Raw genomic sequence first — 20,092 nt, forward strand, 5'->3', positions numbered from 1 at the left:
TCAGTTCTCCGCGGTCTCGAAGGTGTGGCCGGAGTAGTCGGCGTGGTGCGGGTTCTCCCAGATGACGGTCCCGCCCATGCCGAGGCCGACGCACATGGTCGTCAGGCCGTAGCGCACCTCGGGGTGCTGCTCGAACTGGCGCGCGAGCTGCGTCATGAGGCGCACGCCCGACGACGCGAGCGGGTGGCCCATGGCGATGGCGCCGCCGTACTGGTTGACGCGCTCGTCGTCGTCCGCGATGCCGAAGTGGTCGAGGAACGCGAGCACCTGGACCGCGAACGCCTCGTTGATCTCGAACAGGCCGATGTCGTCGATCGTCAGGCCCGCGGACGCGAGCGCGCGCTCGGTCGCGGGGACCGGCCCGATGCCCATGACCTCCGGGTCGACGCCCGCGTACGCGTACGCGACGAGGCGCATGCGCGCCGGGAGCCCGAGCTCGTCGGCGACGTCGCCCGCGGCGAGCAGGCACGCCGTCGCGCCGTCGGTCAGCGGCGAGGCGTTGCCCGCGGTGACCTTCCCGCCGGGGCGGAACGGGGTCTTGAGGTCGCGGATCGAGTCGACCGTGGTGCCGGGGCGGGGGAGCTCGTCGGCCGTGGCCAGGCCCCACCCGAGCTCGGTCGACCGGGTCGCGACCGGCACGAGGTCGGGGGAGATGTCGCCGTTCGCCAGCGCCTTGGCGTACTTGGCCTGGCTCGCGACGGCGTACGCGTCGGCACGCTCCTTGGTGAGGTGCGGGTACCGGTCGTGCAGGTTCTCGGCCGTCGCGCCCATGACGAGCGCGGAGGAGTCGACGAGGCGCTCGGCGACGAACCGCGGGTTCGGGTCCGACCCCTCGCCCATGGGGTGGTGGCCCATGTGCTCGACGCCGCCCGCGACGACGACGTCCTGCGCGCCCACGGCGACGTTCGCCGCGGTGGTCGTGACCGCGGTCATCGCGCCCGCGCACATGCGGTCGATCGCGAAGCCGGGCACCGACTTGGGCAGCCCGGCCAGCACGGCGACGCTGCGGCCGAGGGTGAGGCCCTGGTCGCCGGTCTGCGTCGTCGCGGCGAGCGCGAGCTCGTCGATCCGCTCCACGGGCAGCTCGGGGCGGCGGCGCAGGAGCTCGCGGACCGTCTTCACGGCGAGGTCGTCCGCGCGGGTCTCGGCGTAGATCCCGTCGGGGCGTGCCTTGCCGAACGGGCTGCGGACGCCCTCGACGAAGACGACGTTGCGCACGGGGCGTCGGCGCGAGCGCTGGGTAGCCGCCTGGGTGGGTGCCGAGGTGGGAGAGGGGGCCTCGTTGGCCACGGTCATGGCATCTCCATCCGATGCAGATGGTCGGGACGGCGGTGTCCGGAGCGGCACCGCTCGGGGGTCGTACGTGCGATACACGCTACCGCGGGTATCGGGAAAGCACGAGACCGATGCTACGACATGAAGAGACCCGGTATCGCATCGCGCGATACCGGGTCTCTCCGGGGTTCGGGGTGCTCGGGAGCCCGCGTCAGCGGCTCCCGCGGAGCTTGCGCACGACCTTCTTCGCGGTCGGCAGGCCCTTGTTCCACGCGGAGTACCACATCGAGAACGGCACGTCGACGCTGTGCACGAGCTCGTCGTCGTGCTGGGCGAAGCTGCGCTTGAACTCGCTGATCCCGTCGTTGAGCAGCCCGTTCATGTCGTACCGGACCAGGCCGGCCTGCTGCGCGAGCGTGATCGCGTGCCACTTCACCGGCGCGTTCGCGCGGAGCTTGCGGCCCGCGTCGTTGATGCCGCCGTAGAGCTCGAACGACGTCGTCGCCGACGACACGCACCACACGAACGACACCGGGGCGCCCTCGGAGAACGCGGCGACGAGCACCGAGTGCTCCCCGAGCTCGCGGTGGATCGCGAGGTAGTACTCGTCGTCGTGCAGCGCGAAGCCCGCGCGCTCGGCGGTCTCGTGGTACACGTCGAGCACCTGGCGCACTTCGGCCTCGTCCGTCACGCGCCGCACCTCGAGCCCGGTGCGCGCCGCCTTGCGGATGTCGTACCGCGTCGACTTGCCCATGGCCTTCGTCAGCTCGTCCTCGGACTTCGTGAGGTCGAGGATCAGCGTCACCGGGTAGAGGATCGGGTTCGCCGCGGGGCGGGCGTCGGGCAGCGCGAGGTGCGTCCCGACCGGCCAGTCGGGCTCGATCGTGACGCCGACGCCGCCCACCGTCGTCTTGCACCACGCGACGACCGCACGGGTCACGGCGTCGCGCGTCGCGTCGTCGCCCACGCCCGGGCCGGCGCCCCAGCCGTCTCCCGCCGGCGCGATCACGGGCCCACGGGGCACGTGGCACAGCGCCTTGAACTGCGCCGGGAGGGAGCGCACGAGAACCTGCGCCAGGCCGCGGACGCGGCCGTCGCCGTCCACCGCCTCCACGCGGTGCGGGGTCCAGGCGCCCGTGGCCTTGACCTCGCCCCAGCCCCACAGCTGCAGGGGGTGGCCGCCGAGCTCGTTCACCCGGGCGTCCCAGGAGGCTCGGTCGGTGACTGTCCGGATCGTCAGGTTCGCGTCGTGCACGCGGACGACCCTACCCTCCCGCTACCGCTCGCCGGCGCGCTCGAACGCGTCCGCGAGGGGCTCCGCGACGAGCCCCACCTGCCACTCGCGCGCCCCGCGGCCGCGCAGGAACGCGGCGATCCCCGCCGCGTCGGCGGGCTCTGGCGGCGTCCAGCACAGGCGCCGCAGGGCGTCGGGCTGGAGCACGTTCTCGACGGGCAGCGCGTACCGCTCGGCGAGCTCCTGCACGACGCCGCGCGCCGCGTCGAGCCGTGCCGCGGCGCCCGGGTCGCGGTCCGCCCACGCGCGCGGCGGGGGCGGGGCGTCCGTGCGCGGCCCGCGCGTGGTCGGCAGCGCGCTCGCGGGCAGCGCGAGCGCCGCGTCGACGGCCCGCTGCCAGTACGCCGCGCGACGGCGCGTGCCCTTGCCCGCGAACGGCGGCAGCTCCACGAGCTGGCCGGCCGTGCGCGGCAGCGCCTCCGCCGCGGCGACGATCGCGCGGTCGGGCAGGACCCGCCCCGGGGCGATGTCGCGGGCCCGGGCCGTCGCGTCGCGGGCCTCCCACAGGCTGCGGACCACGGCCAGGCGCCGCGGGTCGCGCAGCGTGTGCGTGCCGGACGTCCGACGCCACGGCTCGGGTCGCGGGGCCGGCGGCCCCGCGGTGCGGACGGCCTCGAACTCCTGTGCCGCCCAGTCCGCCTTGCCCGCCTCGTCGAGCCGCTCCCCGAGCGCGCGGCGCAGCGGGACGAGCACCTCGACGTCGAGCGCCGCGTACCGCAGCCAGTCCTCGGGCAGGGGCCGCGTCGACCAGTCCACCGCCGAGTGCTCCTTGGCGAGGCCGAGCCCGAGCACCTCGGCGACCACCGCCGCGAGGCCGACGCGCTCCATCCCCAGCAGGCGGGCGGCGAGCTCGGTGTCGAACACGCGGGCCGGGACGATCCCGTGCTCCGCGAGCCCGGGCAGGTCCTGGGACGCCGCGTGCAGGACCCACTCGGCGTCCCCGACCGCCTCGCGCAGCGGCGACAGGTCGGGCACGGCGACGGGGTCGACGAGCGCGGTGCCCGCGCCCTCGCGGCGCACCTGCACGAGGTAGGTGCGCTGGCCGTACCGGTAGCCGGAGGCGCGCTCGGCGTCGGCGGCCACGGGGCCGCTCGCGGCGGCGAACGCCTCGACGACGCGCGCGAACGCGGCGGGCGTGTCGACGACGGGGCCGACGCCGTCGGACGGCTCCGTCAGCGGGGTCACGACGGTCGGGGCGCGCTCTGCCCCGGGTGCGGGGTCGAGCGGAGGGGGAGCGGGTGCTGCGGTCGAGCTCATGAGCCCACGGTATTGCGTCGCGCGGGGGGCCGAGCACCGAGGGGGGTCACGCCCTCGGGCAGCGGCGGCAGCCCGGCGGCCGTGCACAGGAGCTGCGCCCACGCGGCGAGGTGGTCCCCGAGGTCGGCCGTGCCCGGGCCCGGCGCGACGGGCGTCCACGACGCGCGCATCTCGAGCTCGACGTCGTTGTGCTTGCCGGCCAGCGCCCCGAAGCTCTGGGACAGCACGCGCGTGACCGTGCCGCCCTCCGCGCGCACGACGGCGCCCGTGTCGTGCAGGGCGTCCTCGAGCCACGTCCACGCGACCTCGGCGAGCACGTCCTCCGCCGCCATCTCCGGCTCCAGAGTCGCGCGCACGAGCGTGACGACGCGGAACCGGCCCTCCCACGCCTCCTGGCCTGCCGGGTCGTAGAGGACGATGAAGCGCCCCGACGCGAGCTCGGGGTCGTCGGAGCGCGCCGCCTCGACCTCGCCCGTGAGCGCGACCGACCACGGCGCGATCCGGCGCGGGGCGGGGACTTCGCGCAGCGTCACCTCGGGCCGCAGCCGGCGCGCGCCCAGGGCGTCGAGGACGGCACGGAACTCCGGGGGAGCGTCGGTCCCGTGAGGGGTGGTCACCCCGGCACAGTACGAGCGCGAGGGGCGGGACGGACGCACGCCGCGCGGGTGTCATCGAATCGTGATCCCGACTTCGTCACGATCCCTGCGGGTGACCGGATCGTGGCACCCCCGGGGCTCGACGGCGCCCGAGGACTAGGCTGGCAGCGTATCCATCCCCGGTGCACCCGGCCGCGCGCCCGCGCCCGGCCCGGTTCCGCGCCCTCCCGCGCGCAGCCGTCGTGCGCCGGGACCGACCCTCGAGGAGCAGGGAAGCAGATGTCAGCACGCGCACAGATCGGTGTGACCGGACTCGCCGTCATGGGTCGCAACCTGGCCCGCAACTTCGCCCGGCACGGCTACACGGTCGCGGTGCACAACCGCTCGTACGCCAAGACCGAGTCCCTGATCGCCGAGGCGGGCACCGAGGGCGACTTCGTGCCGTCGGAGTCGATGGCGGACTTCGTGGCCTCGCTCGAGCGCCCGCGCAAGGTCGTCATCATGGTCAAGGCGGGCGCGGCGACCGACGCCGTCATCGACGAGCTCGTGCCGCTGCTGGAGGAGGGCGACATCGTCGTCGACGCCGGCAACGCGCACTTCCCCGACACGATCCGCCGGGAGAAGGCCCTCGCGGCGCTGGGCCTGCACTTCGTCGGCACGGGCGTCTCGGGCGGCGAGGAGGGCGCGCTCAACGGTCCGTCGATCATGCCGGGCGGCACGCGCGAGTCGTACCAGAGCCTCGGCCCGATCCTCGAGGACATCTCGGCGAAGGTCGACGGCGTGCCCTGCTGCACCTACGTCGGGCCCGACGGCGCCGGCCACTTCGTCAAGATGGTGCACAACGGCATCGAGTACGCCGACATGCAGCTCATCGCCGAGGCGTACGACCTGCTCAAGCAGGGGCTCGGCGCGTCCGCGCGGGAGATCGGCGAGATCTTCGCGCAGTGGAACACGGGCGACCTCGAGTCGTTCCTCATCGAGATCACCGCGGACGTGCTCCAGCACGTCGACGCGGAGACCGGCAAGGCGTTCGTCGACGTCGTGCTCGACCAGGCGGAGCAGAAGGGCACCGGCCGCTGGACGGTGCAGAACGGCCTCGACCTCGGCGTGCCGATCACGGGCATCGCCGAGGCGACGTTCGCGCGCGCGCTGTCCGGCTCGGTCCCGCAGCGCGAGGCCGGTCGCGCCGCGCTGCCCGCCGACGCCGCGGCGTGGGACGTGCAGGACCGCGACGCGTTCGTCGAGGACGTGCGCCTCGCGCTCTACGCGTCGAAGGTCGTCGCGTACTCCCAAGGGTTCGACCAGATCGCGGCCGCGTCGGCCGAGTACGGCTGGGACATCGACCGCGGCGCGATGGCCCGCATCTGGCGCGGCGGCTGCATCATCCGCGCGCGCTTCCTCAACCGCATCACCGAGGCGTACGAGCGCGACGCGCAGCTCCCGCTGCTCCTCGCCGACGAGTACTTCACCGGCGCGGTCGGCAACGGTCTCGCGGCGTGGCGTCGCGTCGTGGCGCAGGCCGCCCTCAACGGCGTGCCGACGCCCGCGTTCTCGTCGTCGCTCGCCTACTACGACGGCGTGCGGGCCGAGCGCCTGCCCGCCGCGCTCATCCAGGCGCAGCGCGACTTCTTCGGCGCGCACACCTACCGCCGCGTCGACAAGCCGGGCGTGTTCCACACCGAGTGGTCGGGCGACCGGACCGAGTCCGACGCCTGACGTCCCTCCCCGACGTCCCGACGGCGGTCGTCGCGCTCCGGCGCGGCGGCCGCCGTCGCGCGTCCCGGCCCGCATGTCGTGTCGCCCGCACGTCCTGTCGCGCGGCCGGTCCCCCGTGCGTGACGAGCGGCTCGGCCCGGTCGGCCCGCCGACGTGGCAGGCTAGGCGCGCGGGCCGCTGCGTCGGCCCCGACCCCTGACGCCGGACGACACGGAGAACGATGAGCCGCCACCCGCAGGACGCGACCGCGACGAGGATGCTCGCCGACCGGACGGGCACCGACCCGGCCGACTGGTTCCTCGTCTTCAAGGCCCGCTACGGGATGGAGGTCGTGTTCCGCGCGCTCGCCGAGGCCCGGGGTCGGGGCGACGTGGTCACGCAGGTGTTCACGTGCTCGACGGCGGTCGACCCGGTGCTCGTGGCCGGCCTGCGGCCGGTCTACGCCGAGGTGTCCCCGGCGACGGTCGCGATCGACCCCGACCGGCTCGCCGTCGGCCCGGACACGCGGGCGGTCGTGCTGCAGAACACGTTCGGGATCGTCGACGAGCCGGCCGCGCGACGTCTGCGCGACGCCGCGCGCTCCGTCGGGGCGCTGCTCGTCGAGGACAGCGCGCACTGCGTGGGGCGCCTCGCGCGCGACGCCGACGGCACGCCCGTCGCCGACGTCTCGTTCCACTCGTTCGGCGTCGAGAAGCTGCTGCCCACGCGGTTCGGCGGGGCGGTGTGGGTGAGCCCCGCGCTCGACCCGGCGCTGCGCGCCGCGACGGTGGCGGCGCTCGACGCGCTGCCCGTCGTCGGGCCGCGGCTCGACCTCGCTGCGCGCAGCTTCCGCACCCAGGTGCGCGTGCTCAACCGCCTCCCCGGTGCGGCGGCGGGCAAGGTGCGCGGCGCGCTCACGGCCGTCGGGGCGTACGAGCCGGCGATCGCTCCCGTGGAGAACCGGGGCGGCCTCGCGCACCCGCCGCAGCGCCCGTCCGCGTGGGTCGTGGACCGCATGGTCGACGCGCTGCGGTCCAGCGGCGACACCGAGGCGCGGCGGGCCGACACGGTCGCGGAGTACGTGCGCGGGCTGTCGGGCGTCGTCGAGGTCCCGGCCGGGATCGGGGAGCGCGCGCCGCTCGTGCGGTTCCCGTTCTTCGCGCCCGACGCCGCGACCGCCGACCGCCTGGTCGCCGAGCTCACGGCCGCCGGGTTCTACGTCGGCAAGTGGTACCGACCGGCGCTGTTCCCCGGTCCGGACGACCCCGCGGTCTACGGGTACACCCCGGGCGATCCCGCGCTCGCGACGACGGAGGACCTCGTCGCGCGCGTCGTCAACCTGCCGACCACGGTCGGGGTCGCGACGGCGCGCCGCCTCGTCGAGGCCGTCCGGTCCGCCCTGGGCGCCTGAGCCCCACGACCAGGCGGTCCGTGCCGGCCGACCAGGTGATCCCGGCGCGTCCGCGACACCGGACGGGCCACGACCACCTGGTCGGCGCCGCGACTCCCGCGGTTACGCCGACGGGCGCGAGCGCGCGAACTTCACGTAGTCGAGCGTGTGGCGCAGGTCCACGCGCCACACGTCGAGGCGGCGGCGCAGGCTGCGGTCGGGCGCGTAGCGCAGGGTGTGCCACACGCCGTGCTTGCGGGCCTTCTTCACGCGGTGGCGCAGCGACACCGGGACGAGCGCCCGGACGACGGGGTAGGGCACGTTGACCCACAGGCGCGCGTCCGACGTCACCTGCTCGGGCAGCTCGCGCCCGTACACGAGGTCCTCGACGTAGCAGCGCGCGAGGTTGCCGCCCGCGGCCATCGTGTAGAAGCTCGCCGCGCCCTGGCGCAGGTTGACCTCGAGGATCTTGCTCGTGCCGGTGCGGCGGTCGTACATGACGTCCAGGTTCGCGGCGCCGACGTAGCCGAGGCTGTCGAGCAGGTGCCGGACGGACTCCGTGAGCCGGTCGTCCTTCATCGTCACGACGGCGTTGTAGTTCCCGACGAGCTTCGGGTCGTACTCGCCGAGCACGATCTGGGCCGCGGACAGGAACCGCAGGCGGCCGTGGCGGTCGGAGTACGTGTTGACCACGCGCATGACCGACTCGTCGCCCGCGAGGTACTCCTGGACGATGAGGTCGTCGGTGTAGCCGGCGGCGTAGATGCGGCGGCCGACGTCGCGCAGCTCGGCCGCGTCCTGGACGAGGTACACCTTCTTCTTGCCCTCGAACCGCAGGCGCGGGTAGGTGTCGGTGTCGGCCGGCTTGAGGATGAGCGGGTACGGGAAAGGCAGGTCCTCGCCGAAGCCGGGGTCGTCGACGTCGGCCGCCGTGGCGATCACCGTCTCCGGGTGCGGCACGCCGAGCTCCGCGCACGTGCGCGCGAAGTCCGTCTTGTTCATGAGGCGCGCGGCCAGGTCCTCGCCGACGAGCGGGATGACGTAGAGGTGCTCGAGCTCGGCCCGGTGGGCGATGACGACGTTCGTGTAGAACTCGATGTTCGCGATGAGCAGGCGCTTGCGGCCCGGGAACTCCTCGGCGAGCTCGCGCAGGACGGCGACGATGCGCTCGGGGTCGTCGAAGTCGCGGTAGGTGCGCACGTCGACGATGCGGGAGTCCGCCGTCTCGCGCAGGGGGAAGCGGCCCAGGGCCAGCGTGCGGACGCCGTACGCCTCGTGCAACGACCTCGCGATGTTGTAGGTGTTGAGGTTGGTCCCCAGGACGATGGGGAGGAACTCGGCGTTGCCGTACGTCATCGCGGAGGGTCGTCCGTTTCTCTGTCGGGTCGGCGGGCGTCCGCCATCCTACGGTCCGCGCCGCCCGCTCCCCGGGACGCGGGCGCCGTAGGATCCACGGGTGACGTCGCGACCGGACCAGGACCACGCCCAGCCCCTCGTCGGAGTGCTCGGAGGTGTCGGGCCGCTCGCCACGGCCTACTTCCTGCAGCTCCTCGTCGCGCTCACGGAGGCCGAGCGCGACCAGGACCACGTGGACGCCGTCGTGCTCAACCACGCGACGATCCCCGACCGCACGGACTTCATCCTCGGGCGTTCGGACGCGGACCCGGGCCCGGTGCTCGCGCGGGACGCGGAGCGGCTCGAGCGCTTCGGCGCGGACTTCCTCGTCATGCCGTGCAACACCGCACACTACTTCACGCAGCAGGTGCTCGACGCGATCAGCGTCCCGTTCGTGTCCATCATCGACACGACGGTCGACGCGGCGCGGGCGCGGGTCGACGACCTGCGGGCGGTGGGCCTGCTCGCGACGGCGGGGACCGCGGCGTCGGGCGTGTACCAGGACGCGTTCGCGCGCCACGGGGTCGAGGCGCTCGTGCCCGACGACGGCGACCAGGCGCTCGTGTCGCAGATCATCTACGAGCAGGTGAAGGCGGGGCGGCCGGTCGACATCGAGACGTTCCGCGCCGTCGCGGGGCGGCTCGTCGAGCGCGGGGCCCAGGTGATCGTGCTGGGCTGCACGGAGCTGTCCGTGGTCGCCGTCGACCACGACCTGCTCGCCGACCCGCTCTACCTGGACTCGACCGACCAGCTCGCCCGCGCGACGATCCGCCGCGCCGGGCACCGCGTCCGCGGGGCGTGACCCCGCGGGTCCGCCGACCGCCGGACCGGCAGGCGTCCTCGCCGGCCGGACGCCGGGAGGGTCAGCCCAGCTCGCTCGTGCCCGAGTAGAGGTGCAGCACGGGGACGTGCAGCTCCTCGCGCGCGCGGGAGGCCCAGTCGGTGTGGAACGTGTCCTCGACCGCGTGCGGGTACGTCACGACGACGATCTCGCGCGCCCCGCCGGACGCGACGGCCGTGCGCAGCGCCGGCAGCGGGTCGTCGTCGACGACGACGCCGTCCGCCTCGCGGCCCGCCGCGCGGAGCTCGGCCACGCTGCGCTCGAGCTGCTCGCTCGCCTCCGCCTTCGCCGTCGTGGGCGAGGGCTCGCGGCCCAGGACCTCGTCCCACGCCTCCTTGAGCTCGCCCACGCTGAGGTGGTCGATGATCCCCGAGATGACGTTGCGCTCCGTGTCCGCCGGGACCAGCACCCGGTAGGCGAGCTGCTCGTCCTCGTGCAGCGACAGGATGTGCTGCACGTCGGCCGGGTTGAGCGTGTCTTCGGTCAGGACGAGGATCGTGTCGGTCACGCAGGTCAGCCTAGCGGGAGGAGCCAGCGCGCGGCGGTCGTACCGGCGGGCGACCCGGGCCGGTCCTCGGGGGCGTGCAGCAGGTGGGCGAGGCGTGCCCCGCGGGGGAGGGCCGTGGTCGTCCCCGGAGCCGGGGCGCCGCCCACGATCCGTCCCGGTCCGGACCCCACGAGCGTCGGGGTGGTCGTCACGCACAGCTCGTCGACGAGGTCCGCGGCGAGGAGGTCCGCCAGCAGCGACGGGCCGCCCTCGGTGAGCACGCGCGTGAGGCCGCGCCCGGCGAGCGCGGCGAGTCCCGCGGCGAGGTCGAGCGCGTCGTCCCCCGCGTCCTGCCCGACGACGAGCACCCGGTCCGCGGGCACGTCGCCCCGGGCGGTGGCGGCACCGGCGCGGCCGGTCAGCACGAACGGCGGGCGCTCCGTCCCGGCGAGCGCCGGGGGCACGCGGCCGCTGCGGCTGACGACGGCGAGCTCGACCGGGGCGTCGCGCAGGTGCCGCAGCCCGCGCGGCCGGCCGAGCGGGGTGTAGCCCTCGGCGCGCGCCGTGCCCGCCCCGACGAGCACCACGTCCGCCAGCGCCCGCAGGACGCGGAACACGCGCCAGTCCGCGTCGTCGTTGATCGACCCCGAGCGCTCGTCGGGGCCCCACGCCGCCCCGTCGACGCTCGCGACCATGTTCGCGCGCACGACGCTCGCCCCGCGCACCGGGGGCCCGTAGGCATAGAGCGCGGCGAGCCGGTCCTCGCGCGGGTCGGGCGGGAGGTGCTCCGCGGCGGGCAGGAGCACGTCGAGCGCGGGGAGGTCGGTGCGCCCGCCGGGCGCGACGGGCCCGTCGGGCGGGGTGGTGGTCGAGGTCACAGCGGCCAGGCTAGCCGCAGGCGTAGGCTGGATCCTCGTGACTGCGCCCGCCTCCGGTGGTCCCTCGGCCCCGGCAGCCCTCCCCGGCACCGCCCGCGCGTCGGCCTCCTTGCCGACCCCCGGCGGGCCCGTCCGCGCCCTCGCCGACGTCCGGCCCTCCGTGCCTCCCGCCCGGCTCCTCGCCGACCTCGTGCCGCCGCGGCACTTCGCCGACGCGCGGTTCTCGACCTACCGCGCCAACGCCGCCTACCCCAGCCAGGCGCGCACCGTCGCGCGGCTCGAGGAGGTCGCGGCCGCCGTCGTGAAGCCCGCGCGCAAGGGGCTGTTCGGCGCCCGGAAGCAGACGGCGCCCGCGGTGTACATGGACGGCGGGTTCGGGGTCGGCAAGACGCACCTGCTCACGTCCCTCGCGCACACGGTGGGCCTCGACGTCAGCGCGTACGGCACGTTCGTGGAGTACACGAATCTCGTGGGCGCGCTCGGGTTCCGGGCGACGGTGGACGCGCTCGCCACGAAGAAGCTCGTGTGCATCGACGAGTTCGAGCTCGACGACCCGGGCGACACCGTCCTCATGTCCCGGCTCCTGCGCGAGCTCGCGGACCGCGGCGTGGCGCTGGCCGCGACGTCGAACACGCTCCCCGAGGCGCTCGGCGAGGGCCGCTTCGCCGCCGAGGACTTCCTGCGCGAGATCCAGGCGCTCGCGGCCCGGTTCGAGGTGCTGCGCGTCGACGGCGAGGACTACCGGCACCGCGCGGTCGTCACGGACTCCGCGCCGCTGCCCGAGGCCGACGTGCGGGCGGCCGTCACCGGCCGGCCCGGCGCGACCCTCGACGTGTTCGACGACCTGCTCGCGCACCTGTCGCAGGTCCACCCCAGCCGGTACCGGGCGCTGCTCGACGGCGTCGAGGTCGTCGCGCTCACGGGCGTGCACCCCGTCACCGAGCAGTCCGCGGCGCTGCGCCTCGTCGTGCTCGTCGACCGCCTCTACGACCGCGACGTGCCCGTGCTCCTCGCCGGGACCGGCGCGTACACGGGGGAGCGGAGCCTGTTCACCGAGGAGATGCTGCGCGGCGGGTACCGCAAGAAGTACTACCGCGCGCTGTCGCGCCTCGGCGCGCTCGCGGAGGACGGCCGCACGGTCGCGCGCGGCGCGGCCTGAGCGTCACGTCGCGGCGAGGCGCGCCTTCTCGACCGCGACGTCGAAGTCGGCCGGGGGCCACCCGAGGTCGAGGCCGCGCAGCGCGTCGAGCAGGAGCTCGCTCACCGCGAGGCGCGCGAACCACTTCCGGTCGGCCGGGACCACGTGCCACGGCGCGACGTCGGTGCTCGTCCGGTCGAGGATGGCCTGGTACGCCTCCTGGTACGCAGGCCACTTCTGGCGCGAGTCGACGTCGTTCGGGTTGTACTTCCAGAACTTGTCCGGGCGCTCGAGCCGCTCCATGAGCCGCGCGCGCTGCTCCTCGTAGGAGACGAGCAGGGCGACCTTGACGATCGTGGTCCCCGCCGCGGCGACCTCGGCCTCGAAGCGGTTGATCTCGTCGTAGCGCGCCTCCCACACCGCGGGCGGCACGAGCGCGTCGACGCGCGCGACGAGCACGTCCTCGTAGTGCGACCGGTCGAAGACGCCGATGTACCCCGGCTCGGGCAGGGCGCGGCGGATCCGCCACAGGTAGTCGTGCCGCCGCTCCTCGGGCGTGGGCACCCCGAACGACCGGTGCGCGACGCCCTGCGGGTCGACGAGCCCGACGACGTGCCGCACGATCCCGCCCTTGCCGGCGGTGTCCATGCCCTGCAGGACGAGGAGCACCGACCGGGACCCGCCCGAGCGGCCCTCGGCGAACAGGCGCTCCTGCAGCTCGGACAGCTCGTCCGCGTGCTGCGCGACGAGGGCCTTCCCGGCGGCCTTGTCGCCCGTGAACCCCGGGGTCGACGCGCGGTCGAACGCTGCCAGGTCGAAGCCCTCCGGCACCCGCAGCGCCTGCTCCGGCGGGACCTCCCAGGCGCCCTCCGCGCCGCCCCCGTGCGTGGCCTTCGTCTTCGTCGTCGTCGCCATGGGCGCGAGCGTAGTCACCCGCGCGCCAGGACGGCGACCGAACGCGCGGGCAGGTCGACGTGGTGCCGGCCTGCCCGGGTCGCCGGGTCCCAGGCGGCGAGCACGCGCGGCGTGCCGCCGAGCGCGAGCCGCAGGCGCCGCGGGGCGTCCCCGAGGTTCACCGCGACCGCGACGGTGCGCCGGTCCACGACGAACGCGGGCCCGCCGTGCGGGGCGGCGCCCGTCGTCTGCTCCTCGCCCGCCGCGTCGTCCTCCGGGCCGCCCGGGCCGTGGACGCGCACGAGCGAGAGGTCGCCCGAGCGCACGTCGGGCCGCGACCGCAGCGCCACCAGGTCCCGGTACCAGGCGAGCAGGCGCGCGTGCTCGCCGCGCTCCCGCTCGGACCAGTCGAGGACGCTCGCGTCCCGCGTCGAGCGGGCCTGCGGGTCGGGCACGGGGTCGCCGCCGCCCCACCCGTGGTCGGCGAACTCGGCCGCCCGGCCCGCGCGGACGGCCTCCGCGAGCTCCGGCTCCGCGTGGTCCGTGAAGAACTGCCACGGCGTGGACGCCCCCCACTCCTCGCCCATGAACAGCATCGGCGTGAACGGCGACACGAGCACGAGCGCCGCGGCCGTCGCGAGACCGCCGCCGTCGAGCGTCGCCGACGTCCGGTCGCCGTGCGCGCGGTTGCCGACCTGGTCGTGGTTCTGCGAGCTCACGACGAACGCGTGGCCGTCGGTCCCGGCGGGGACCGGGTGACCCCAGTCGCGCCCCCGGAACGTCGAGAACGTGCCGTCGTGCACGAACACGCCCGTGAGGGCCTTGCGCAGCACCGCGACCGAGCCGAAGTCGACGTAGTAGCCCTGGCGCTCCCCGGTGAGCAGCGCGTGCACGGCGTGGTGGACGTCGTCCGCCCACTGCGCGCGCATCCCGCGCCCGCCCTGCTCCACGCCCGTCACGGTCGCCGGGTCGTTCTCGTCCGACTCGGCCACGAGCGTCAGCGGTCGCCCGAGCTCCTGCTCCACGCGGTCCACGCGCCGCGCGAGCTCCGCGAGGAGGTGCGTCGGGGAGTCGTCGACGAGGGCGTGCACCGCGTCGAGCCGCAGCGCGTCCACGTGGAACTCGACGAACCACCGCTCGGCGTTGTCGATCACCCACTCGCGCACCTCCCGGCTGCCCGGGCGGTCGAGGTTCACGGCCGAGCCCCAGGGGGTCGTGTGCGCGTCCGTGAAGTACGGGCCGAACTCCGGCAGGTAGTTCCCCGACGGGCCGAGGTGGTTGTAGACGACGTCGAGCACCACCGCGAGCCCCCGGGCGTGCGCGGCGTCCACGAACCGCTGGAGCGCTCGCGGGCCGCCGTACGGCTCGTGCACCGCGTACAGGTGCACGCCGTCGTAGCCCCAGCCGCGCTCGCCCCCGAACGCCGCGACCGGCAGGAGCTCGACGGCGCCGACGCCCAGCGCGACCAGGTGGTCGAGCCGGTCGATCGCCGCGTCGAGGGTGCCCTGCGGCGTGAACGTCCCGAGGTGCAGCTCGTAGAGCACCTCGCCGCGCACGTCGCGGCCCGGCCACGCGGCGTCCGTCCAGGCGAACGCCGGGTCGAACGTGCGGCTCGGCCCGTGCACCCCGTACGGCTGCCACGGGCTGCGCGGGTCCGGACGGCCCGGACCGCCGTCGACGGAGTAACCGTAGTCCGTGCCCCACGCCAGCTCGTGGTCGTACCCCCACCAGCCCGGCACGTGCGCCCCCACGAGGCGCAGCGGGAGGCGCTCGGCGCCCTCGAACGTGCCCGAGCCCTGCTCCGGCAGCAGGAGCTCGACGCTGCGCGCCGTCGGCGCCCACACCACGGGCCGCGGCCCCGGCACGGCGAGCAGGGGCGTGGCCTGGGGTGCGGGGACGCGCGGGGGCGGGACCGGTGTGCCCGCCGTCATGGTGCGCCCTCGCCGGTCGCGGCGGCGACCTCGCCCGTCGCCGCGGCGCTCGCGGCGGAGCCCGGCGCGACGAGCAGCGCGACCGGCAGGTCGGCGAGCAGGTCCGCGACGCGGACGCTCCCGGCCGGGTGCTCGCGCCCGGTGAGCACGTCGACCCACGTGCCCGTGCCCGCGGGGAGCGCGACGACGTGGTCGCGCCACCCACCGAGGCGGTCGACCGTCCCGGCGAGCCGGGTCGCCACCGTGACGACGTGCGCGACGGCCGCGTCGTCCGTGCGGTCGCCACCGGACGCGTCGGCGGTCGCGGGGTCGCCCGTGGGGGTGCCGGCCGGGGCCGTGCGCGCGAACGCGAGCGCGCACGGCGTCGACGACGCGACGGGCGCGTACCCGGCGCCGTCGCCGACGAACGCGGCGTCGAGGGCGCGGCGCACGCGCAGGGCGCGCGCCGTGACGAGCAGCTTCTCGTCCGCGAGCGTCCGCGGGGGTGCCCCGCCGTCGAGCCGCGCGAGGCGCTCGGTGAGGTCGTCGACGTCCACGGGACGGCGGTTGTCCGGGTCGACGAGCGTGGGCGCGTACGACTCGGCGCCCTGGTAGACGTCCGCGACGCCCGGGGCCGTGAGCCGCGTGAGCGTGATCCCGAGGCTCGCGGCGCGCAGCTCCTCGCGGTGCTCGCGCGCCCACCGGGCGAACGCCCCGGTCACGGCGGGGTCGGCGAGCGCGCGGCGGGCGAGCTCGGCCACGGCCTCCTCGTACGCCTCGTCCGGGCTCGTCCACGACGTCGCGACCTTCGCCTCGCGCAGCGCCTTGCGCAGGTAGTCGACGAGCCGGTCGGGAGCGATCGCGGCCTCGGACGTGCCGTCGGTCGCGTCGTCCGGCGTGGTCGCGTCGGGGAGCCAGGTCCCGGCCACGGTCTGCCACAGCAGGTTCTCGGCGAGACCGTCGACGAGGACCCCGCGGTAGGGGGCGGTCGCCGCGCGCACCTCGTCGACGAGCCGCGACCACGCGCCCGCGTCCTCGGACAGCACGCCGAGGGCCGCGCGCGTGTCCTCGCCGCGCTTGGTGTCGTGCGTCGACCCGGCCGTGAGGGCGTGCGGGGTGAGCGCGGCGAACCGCTGCGCGAACGCGTGCCAGTCGTGCACGCCGAGGCTGAACCGGTCCGGCTCGCCCCCGACCTCGCACAGGCTCACGAGCTCGGTCCAGCGGTAGAACGCCGTGTCCTCGACGCCCTTCGCCGTCACGGCACCGCACACCTGCTGGAAGCGCACGACGAGCTCGTCGCGGCGCGCCTCGCGCCGTCGCCCCGCGCTGCCGACCTCGCGGCCGAGCACGAGGTCCACGACGACGGCGAGCGTCTCCGCGCGCTGCGGGTCGAGGTGCGCGCGGGCGCGCTCGGCCGCCTCCTCGACGGCCCGGACCGCCTCGTGCCGCGGCGGGGTGCCCGGCACCACGTACGCCCGGTAGCGGTCGAACGCGACGAGCAGCTCGCGCAGGCACTGGTGCAGGCCGCGCCACGTGTGGTCGCGCAGGCGCGGGTCGTCGTGGCAGACGGCGGCCGCGAGGTCCGTGAGCCGGTGCACCTCCGCGTAGAGCGGCCCGGCGACGACCTCGCGCTTCGCCTCCTCGACGAGCGCGCCGAGGCCGCCGGGCGGCGCGCCCGTGAGGCGCGTCATCACCGCGTCGAGGCCCGACCGGCCGCCCGGGTCGACGAAGAGCTGCTGCAGGCGCCACGCGACGTCGTAGCCGGTCGTCCCGACCGTCGCCCAGTCGGGCGGCACCTGCTCCTCGCCCGCGAGGATCTTCTCGACGACGACCCACGCGCCGTCGGTGCGGTCCGCGAGGCGCTGGAGGTACTGCGCCGGGTCCGCGAGGCCGTCGGGGTGGTCGATGCGCAGGCCGTCGACGACCCCGGACGTGACCAGGTCGAGCACGAGCGCGTGCGTCGCGTCGAAGACCTCCTCGTCCTCGACCCGGACCGCGACGAGCGACCCGACGTCGAAGAACCGGCGGTAGTTGAGCTCCTCGTCGCCCACGCGCCAGTAGGCCAGCCGGTAGTGCTGGCGCTCGACGAGCTCCGCGAGCGGCAGGTCCTCCGTCCCGGCGCGCACCGGGAACACGTGGTCGTAGTAGCGCAGCACGCGCCGGGGCCCGGGCGTGCCCGGCACCTCGACCTCGTCCAGCACGAGCTCGCCCGCCGCGAGCACGTCGCCGAGGCGCGCGCCGAGGACGGGCATGAGGACCGCGCCCTCGCCCGCCGACCAGTCGACGTCGAACCACCGGGCGTACGGGGAGTCGGAGCCCTCCTCCAGGACCGACCACAGCGCACGGTTGTGCCACGCGGGCGTGGGGACCGCCATGTGGTTCGGGACGACGTCGAGCACCATGCCCAGGCCCGCGTCGCGGGCCGCGGCCGCGAGCCGTCCGAGGCCCTCGCGCCCGCCGAGCTCGTCGCTGATCCGCGTGTGGTCGACGACGTCGTACCCGTGGGTCGACCCGGGCGCCGCCTGGAGCACCGGCGAGAGGTAGAGGTGCGTGACGCCGAGGGTCGCGAGGTACGGCACCTGGCGCGCGGCGTCGTCGAACGTGAGGTCGGGACCGAGCTGGAGCCGGTACGTCGAGACCGGGACGCGGGGCCGCGCGGCCGGCGCGCCGGCGGGGGAGACGGCGGTCATCGCAGCGGCGGGCGGGTCAGGACGATGACGCTGCGGCCCGTCACGGACACGGTCTCCCCGGGCTGCAGCACGTCGCCGACGTCGACCGTGCCGTCGGTGTCCAGCACGACGTCCCAGCTCTCCCCGTACGCCGCCGGCGGCACCGTGAAGTCCAGATCCTCGGAGTGCGCGTTGAGCAGCAGCAGGAACGAGTCGTCGACGATCGGCTCGCCGCGCCGGTCCTGCTCGGGGATCGCGTCGCCGTTGAGGAACACCATGACGGTGCGCGCGTAGGCGTGGTCCCAGTCCTGCTGGTCCATGCGCGAGCCGGTGATGTCGAGCCACTCGATGTCCGGGAGGTCGTCCGGACCCTCGGGCGTGCCCGGCTCCGCGCCGTCCTGCCGGCCCACGAAGAAGCGCCGCCGGTGCAGCACGGGGTGGTCGCGGCGCAGCCAGACGACCCGGCGCGCGAAGTCGAGGAGCGCGGCCCGCTCGTCGTCGAGGCCCTCCTCGCCGCCCCAGTCCATCCAGGTGATCTCGTTGTCCTGGCAGTAGCCGTTGTTGTTGCCGCGCTGGGTGCGCGCGATCTCGTCGCCGTGCGCGAGCATGGGCACGCCCTGCGACAGCAGCAGCGTGGCGAAGAAGTTCCGGCGCTGGCGCGCGCGCAGCGACCGCACGTCGGGGTCGTCCGTCGGGCCCTCGGCCCCGCAGTTCCAGGACCGGTTGTGGCTCTCGCCGTCGTTGTTGTCCTCGCCGTTCGCCTCGTTGTGCTTCTCGTTGTAGGACACGAGGTCGTTGAGCGTGAAGCCGTCGTGCGCGGTGACGAAGTTGATCGAGGCGATGGGCTTGCGCCCGCCGTGCTCGTAGAGGTCGGACGAGCCCGTGAGGCGGCTCGCGAGCTCGGGCAGCGTCGAGGGCTCGCCGCGCCAGAAGTCGCGCACCGTGTCGCGGTAGCGCCCGTTCCACTCGGTCCACAGGGGCGGGAAGCCGCCCACCTGGTAGCCGCCGTCGCCGAGGTCCCACGGCTCGGCGATGAGCTTGACCTGGGAGATGACCGGGTCCTGCTGCACGATGTCGAAGAACGCCGAGAGGCGGTCGACCTCGTGGAACTGGCGCGCGAGCGTGGCCGCGAGGTCGAAGCGGAACCCGTCCACGTGCATCTCGGTCACCCAGTACCGCAGCGAGTCCATGATGAGCTGGAGCACGTGCGGCGAGCGCATGAGCAGCGAGTTGCCCGTGCCGGTCGTGTCGAAGTAGTGCGCCTCGTCGCCGTCCACGAGCCGGTAGTAGGCCTTGTTGTCGATGCCGCGGAAGCTCAGCGTCGGGCCGAGGTGGTTGCCCTCCGCGGTGTGGTTGTAGACCACGTCGAGGATGACCTCGATGCCGGCCTCGTGCAGCGCCTTGACCATGGTCTTGAACTCCATGACCTGCTGCCCGCGCGTCCCGTGGGCCGCGTAGCCGTTGTGGGGCGCGAAGAACCCGATGGTGTTGTAGCCCCAGTAGTTCGACAGCCCCTTCTCGACGAGCGTGGGGTCGTTGACGAACTGGTGCACGGGCATGAGCTCGACCGCCGTGACGCCCAGGGTCACGAGGTGCTCGACGACGGCCGGGTGCGCCATGCCCGCGTAGGTGCCGCGCAGCTCGTCGGGGACGTCCGGGTGGAGCATCGTCATGCCCTTGACGTGCGCCTCGTAGATGACGCTGTCGTGGTAGTCCCGGTTCGGCGGGCGGTCGTGGCCCCAGTCGAAGAACGGGTTGATGACGACCGACATCATCGTGTGCCCGGCCGAGTCGTCGTCGTTGAGCGGGGGAGCGGGCGGGGGCGCGTCGTCCTCCTCGCCCTCGGCGGGCTCGACCGCCTGCGCGACCTCGTCCGCGTCGGCGAAACGGTAGGAGAACAGCGACTCGTCGCCGTCGATCTGCCCCTCGATCGCCTTCGCGTACGGGTCGAGCAGAAGCTTCGCCGGGTTGCAGCGGTGGCCGTTCGCGGGGTCGTAGGGACCGTGCACGCGGTAGCCGTAGCGCGTGCCGGGGCCCTTGCCCGGGAGGTAGACGTGCCAGACGTGCGCATCGATCTCCTCGACGTCGACGCGGGTCTCGTTCCCGTCGTCGTCGAAGAGGCAGAGCTCGACGCGCTCGGCGATCTCGGAGAAGAGCGCGAAGTTGGTCCCCGTGCCGTCGTACGTGGCGCCGAGGGGGTAGGGGTGGCCTGGCCAGGTCTGCATGTCCCTGAGGATGTCACGGGGTCCTGTTCGCTGTCGTCGCAGGAGACCCCTCGGTGACGCGATCGATCTCGACCGGGCTCTCCCGCCGCGATCAGAGCAGTAATAGTGTGCCAAGCGGCGATCACGCTGGTGGTCGCCCCGGCCGTGC

15 protein-coding genes are annotated in these 20,092 nt (G+C 74.8%); 4 read left to right on the forward strand and 11 right to left on the reverse strand.

Going from position 1 to position 20,092, the window contains the following annotated elements; all coding sequences use genetic code 11:
- From RSE42_RS08825 to RSE42_RS08840, 4 genes are all read right to left on the reverse strand, one after another.
- Positions 1-1,296 (reverse strand): thiolase family protein, encoded by a 1,296-nt coding sequence (locus RSE42_RS08825; protein WP_415298651.1) that lies wholly within the window; start codon positions 1,294-1,296, stop codon positions 1-3.
- A gap of 190 nt (positions 1,297-1,486) precedes the next feature.
- Positions 1,487-2,530 carry a lipid II:glycine glycyltransferase FemX gene (locus RSE42_RS08830; RefSeq protein ID WP_228485323.1) on the reverse strand — a complete coding sequence of 348 codons (1,044 nt, stop codon included), beginning with the start codon at positions 2,528-2,530 and terminating at the stop codon, positions 1,487-1,489.
- A gap of 21 nt (positions 2,531-2,551) precedes the next feature.
- A complete protein-coding gene (locus tag RSE42_RS08835; protein ID WP_194522572.1) occupies positions 2,552-3,826 on the reverse strand; it encodes a ribonuclease D in 1,275 nt (424 codons plus the stop codon).
- Positions 3,823-4,443: a DUF3000 domain-containing protein gene (locus tag RSE42_RS08840; protein WP_034655857.1), complete on the reverse strand. Its 621-nt coding sequence runs from the start codon at positions 4,441-4,443 to the stop codon at positions 3,823-3,825. Before RSE42_RS08840 ends, RSE42_RS08835 begins: the two co-directional genes overlap by 4 nt.
- 258 nt (positions 4,444-4,701) lie before the next feature.
- On the opposite strand from RSE42_RS08840, the gene gndA reads away from it, so the two are divergent.
- Entirely contained in the window at positions 4,702-6,138 is a 1,437-nt protein-coding gene (gene gndA, locus RSE42_RS08845; protein ID WP_340697279.1) for an NADP-dependent phosphogluconate dehydrogenase, read from the forward strand.
- 220 nt (positions 6,139-6,358) lie between these two features.
- Positions 6,359-7,528, forward strand: coding sequence for a DegT/DnrJ/EryC1/StrS family aminotransferase (locus RSE42_RS08850; protein WP_415298655.1), 1,170 nt, complete (start codon positions 6,359-6,361; stop codon positions 7,526-7,528).
- Between the two features lie 102 nt (positions 7,529-7,630).
- On the opposite strand, the gene RSE42_RS08855 is transcribed toward RSE42_RS08850, so the two are convergent.
- Complete coding sequence (locus tag RSE42_RS08855; RefSeq protein ID WP_137280438.1) at positions 7,631-8,863, reverse strand: ATP-grasp domain-containing protein; 1,233 nt, start codon at positions 8,861-8,863, stop codon at positions 7,631-7,633.
- A 100-nt stretch (positions 8,864-8,963) separates the two neighbouring features.
- On the opposite strand from RSE42_RS08855, the gene RSE42_RS08860 reads away from it, so the two are divergent.
- Positions 8,964-9,704, forward strand: a complete 741-nt coding sequence (locus tag RSE42_RS08860) for an aspartate/glutamate racemase family protein (RefSeq protein WP_051876965.1) — start codon at positions 8,964-8,966, stop codon at positions 9,702-9,704.
- A 61-nt stretch (positions 9,705-9,765) separates the two neighbouring features.
- Here RSE42_RS08860 and RSE42_RS08865 read toward each other — a convergent pair whose 3' ends face one another.
- Complete coding sequence (locus RSE42_RS08865; protein WP_061268189.1) at positions 9,766-10,251, reverse strand: hypothetical protein; 486 nt, start codon at positions 10,249-10,251, stop codon at positions 9,766-9,768.
- A gap of 5 nt (positions 10,252-10,256) precedes the next feature.
- A complete protein-coding gene (locus RSE42_RS08870) occupies positions 10,257-11,108 on the reverse strand; it encodes a dihydrofolate reductase family protein (protein WP_415298657.1) in 852 nt (283 codons plus the stop codon).
- Positions 11,109-11,145: 37 nt separating this feature from the next.
- Between RSE42_RS08870 and zapE the strand changes: the two genes are divergently transcribed.
- Positions 11,146-12,267, forward strand: coding sequence for a cell division protein ZapE (gene zapE / locus RSE42_RS08875; RefSeq protein WP_415298659.1), 1,122 nt, complete (start codon positions 11,146-11,148; stop codon positions 12,265-12,267).
- Positions 12,268-12,270: 3 nt separating this feature from the next.
- On the opposite strand, the gene RSE42_RS08880 is transcribed toward zapE, so the two are convergent.
- The 4 genes from RSE42_RS08880 to glgX are packed head-to-tail and all read right to left on the reverse strand — an operon-like array spanning position 12,271 to position 19,944.
- The gene (locus tag RSE42_RS08880) at positions 12,271-13,161 is read right to left on the reverse strand and encodes a polyphosphate kinase 2 family protein (RefSeq protein ID WP_415298661.1); all 891 of its coding nucleotides are present in this window, start codon (positions 13,159-13,161) and stop codon (positions 12,271-12,273) included.
- A gap of 14 nt (positions 13,162-13,175) precedes the next feature.
- Positions 13,176-15,071 (reverse strand): malto-oligosyltrehalose trehalohydrolase, encoded by a 1,896-nt coding sequence (gene treZ / locus RSE42_RS08885; RefSeq protein ID WP_415298662.1) that lies wholly within the window; start codon positions 15,069-15,071, stop codon positions 13,176-13,178.
- Complete coding sequence (treY, locus tag RSE42_RS08890; protein WP_415298664.1) at positions 15,068-17,740, reverse strand: malto-oligosyltrehalose synthase; 2,673 nt, start codon at positions 17,738-17,740, stop codon at positions 15,068-15,070. Before treY ends, treZ begins: the two co-directional genes overlap by 4 nt.
- The gene (gene glgX, locus RSE42_RS08895) at positions 17,737-19,944 is read right to left on the reverse strand and encodes a glycogen debranching protein GlgX (protein ID WP_415298666.1); all 2,208 of its coding nucleotides are present in this window, start codon (positions 19,942-19,944) and stop codon (positions 17,737-17,739) included. Before glgX ends, treY begins: the two co-directional genes overlap by 4 nt.
- Between the last annotated feature and the right edge of the window lie 148 nt (positions 19,945-20,092).

The organism is Cellulosimicrobium sp. SJTW-1, assembly GCF_047716875.1.
Taxonomy (GTDB): domain Bacteria; phylum Actinomycetota; class Actinomycetes; order Actinomycetales; family Cellulomonadaceae; genus Cellulosimicrobium; species Cellulosimicrobium funkei.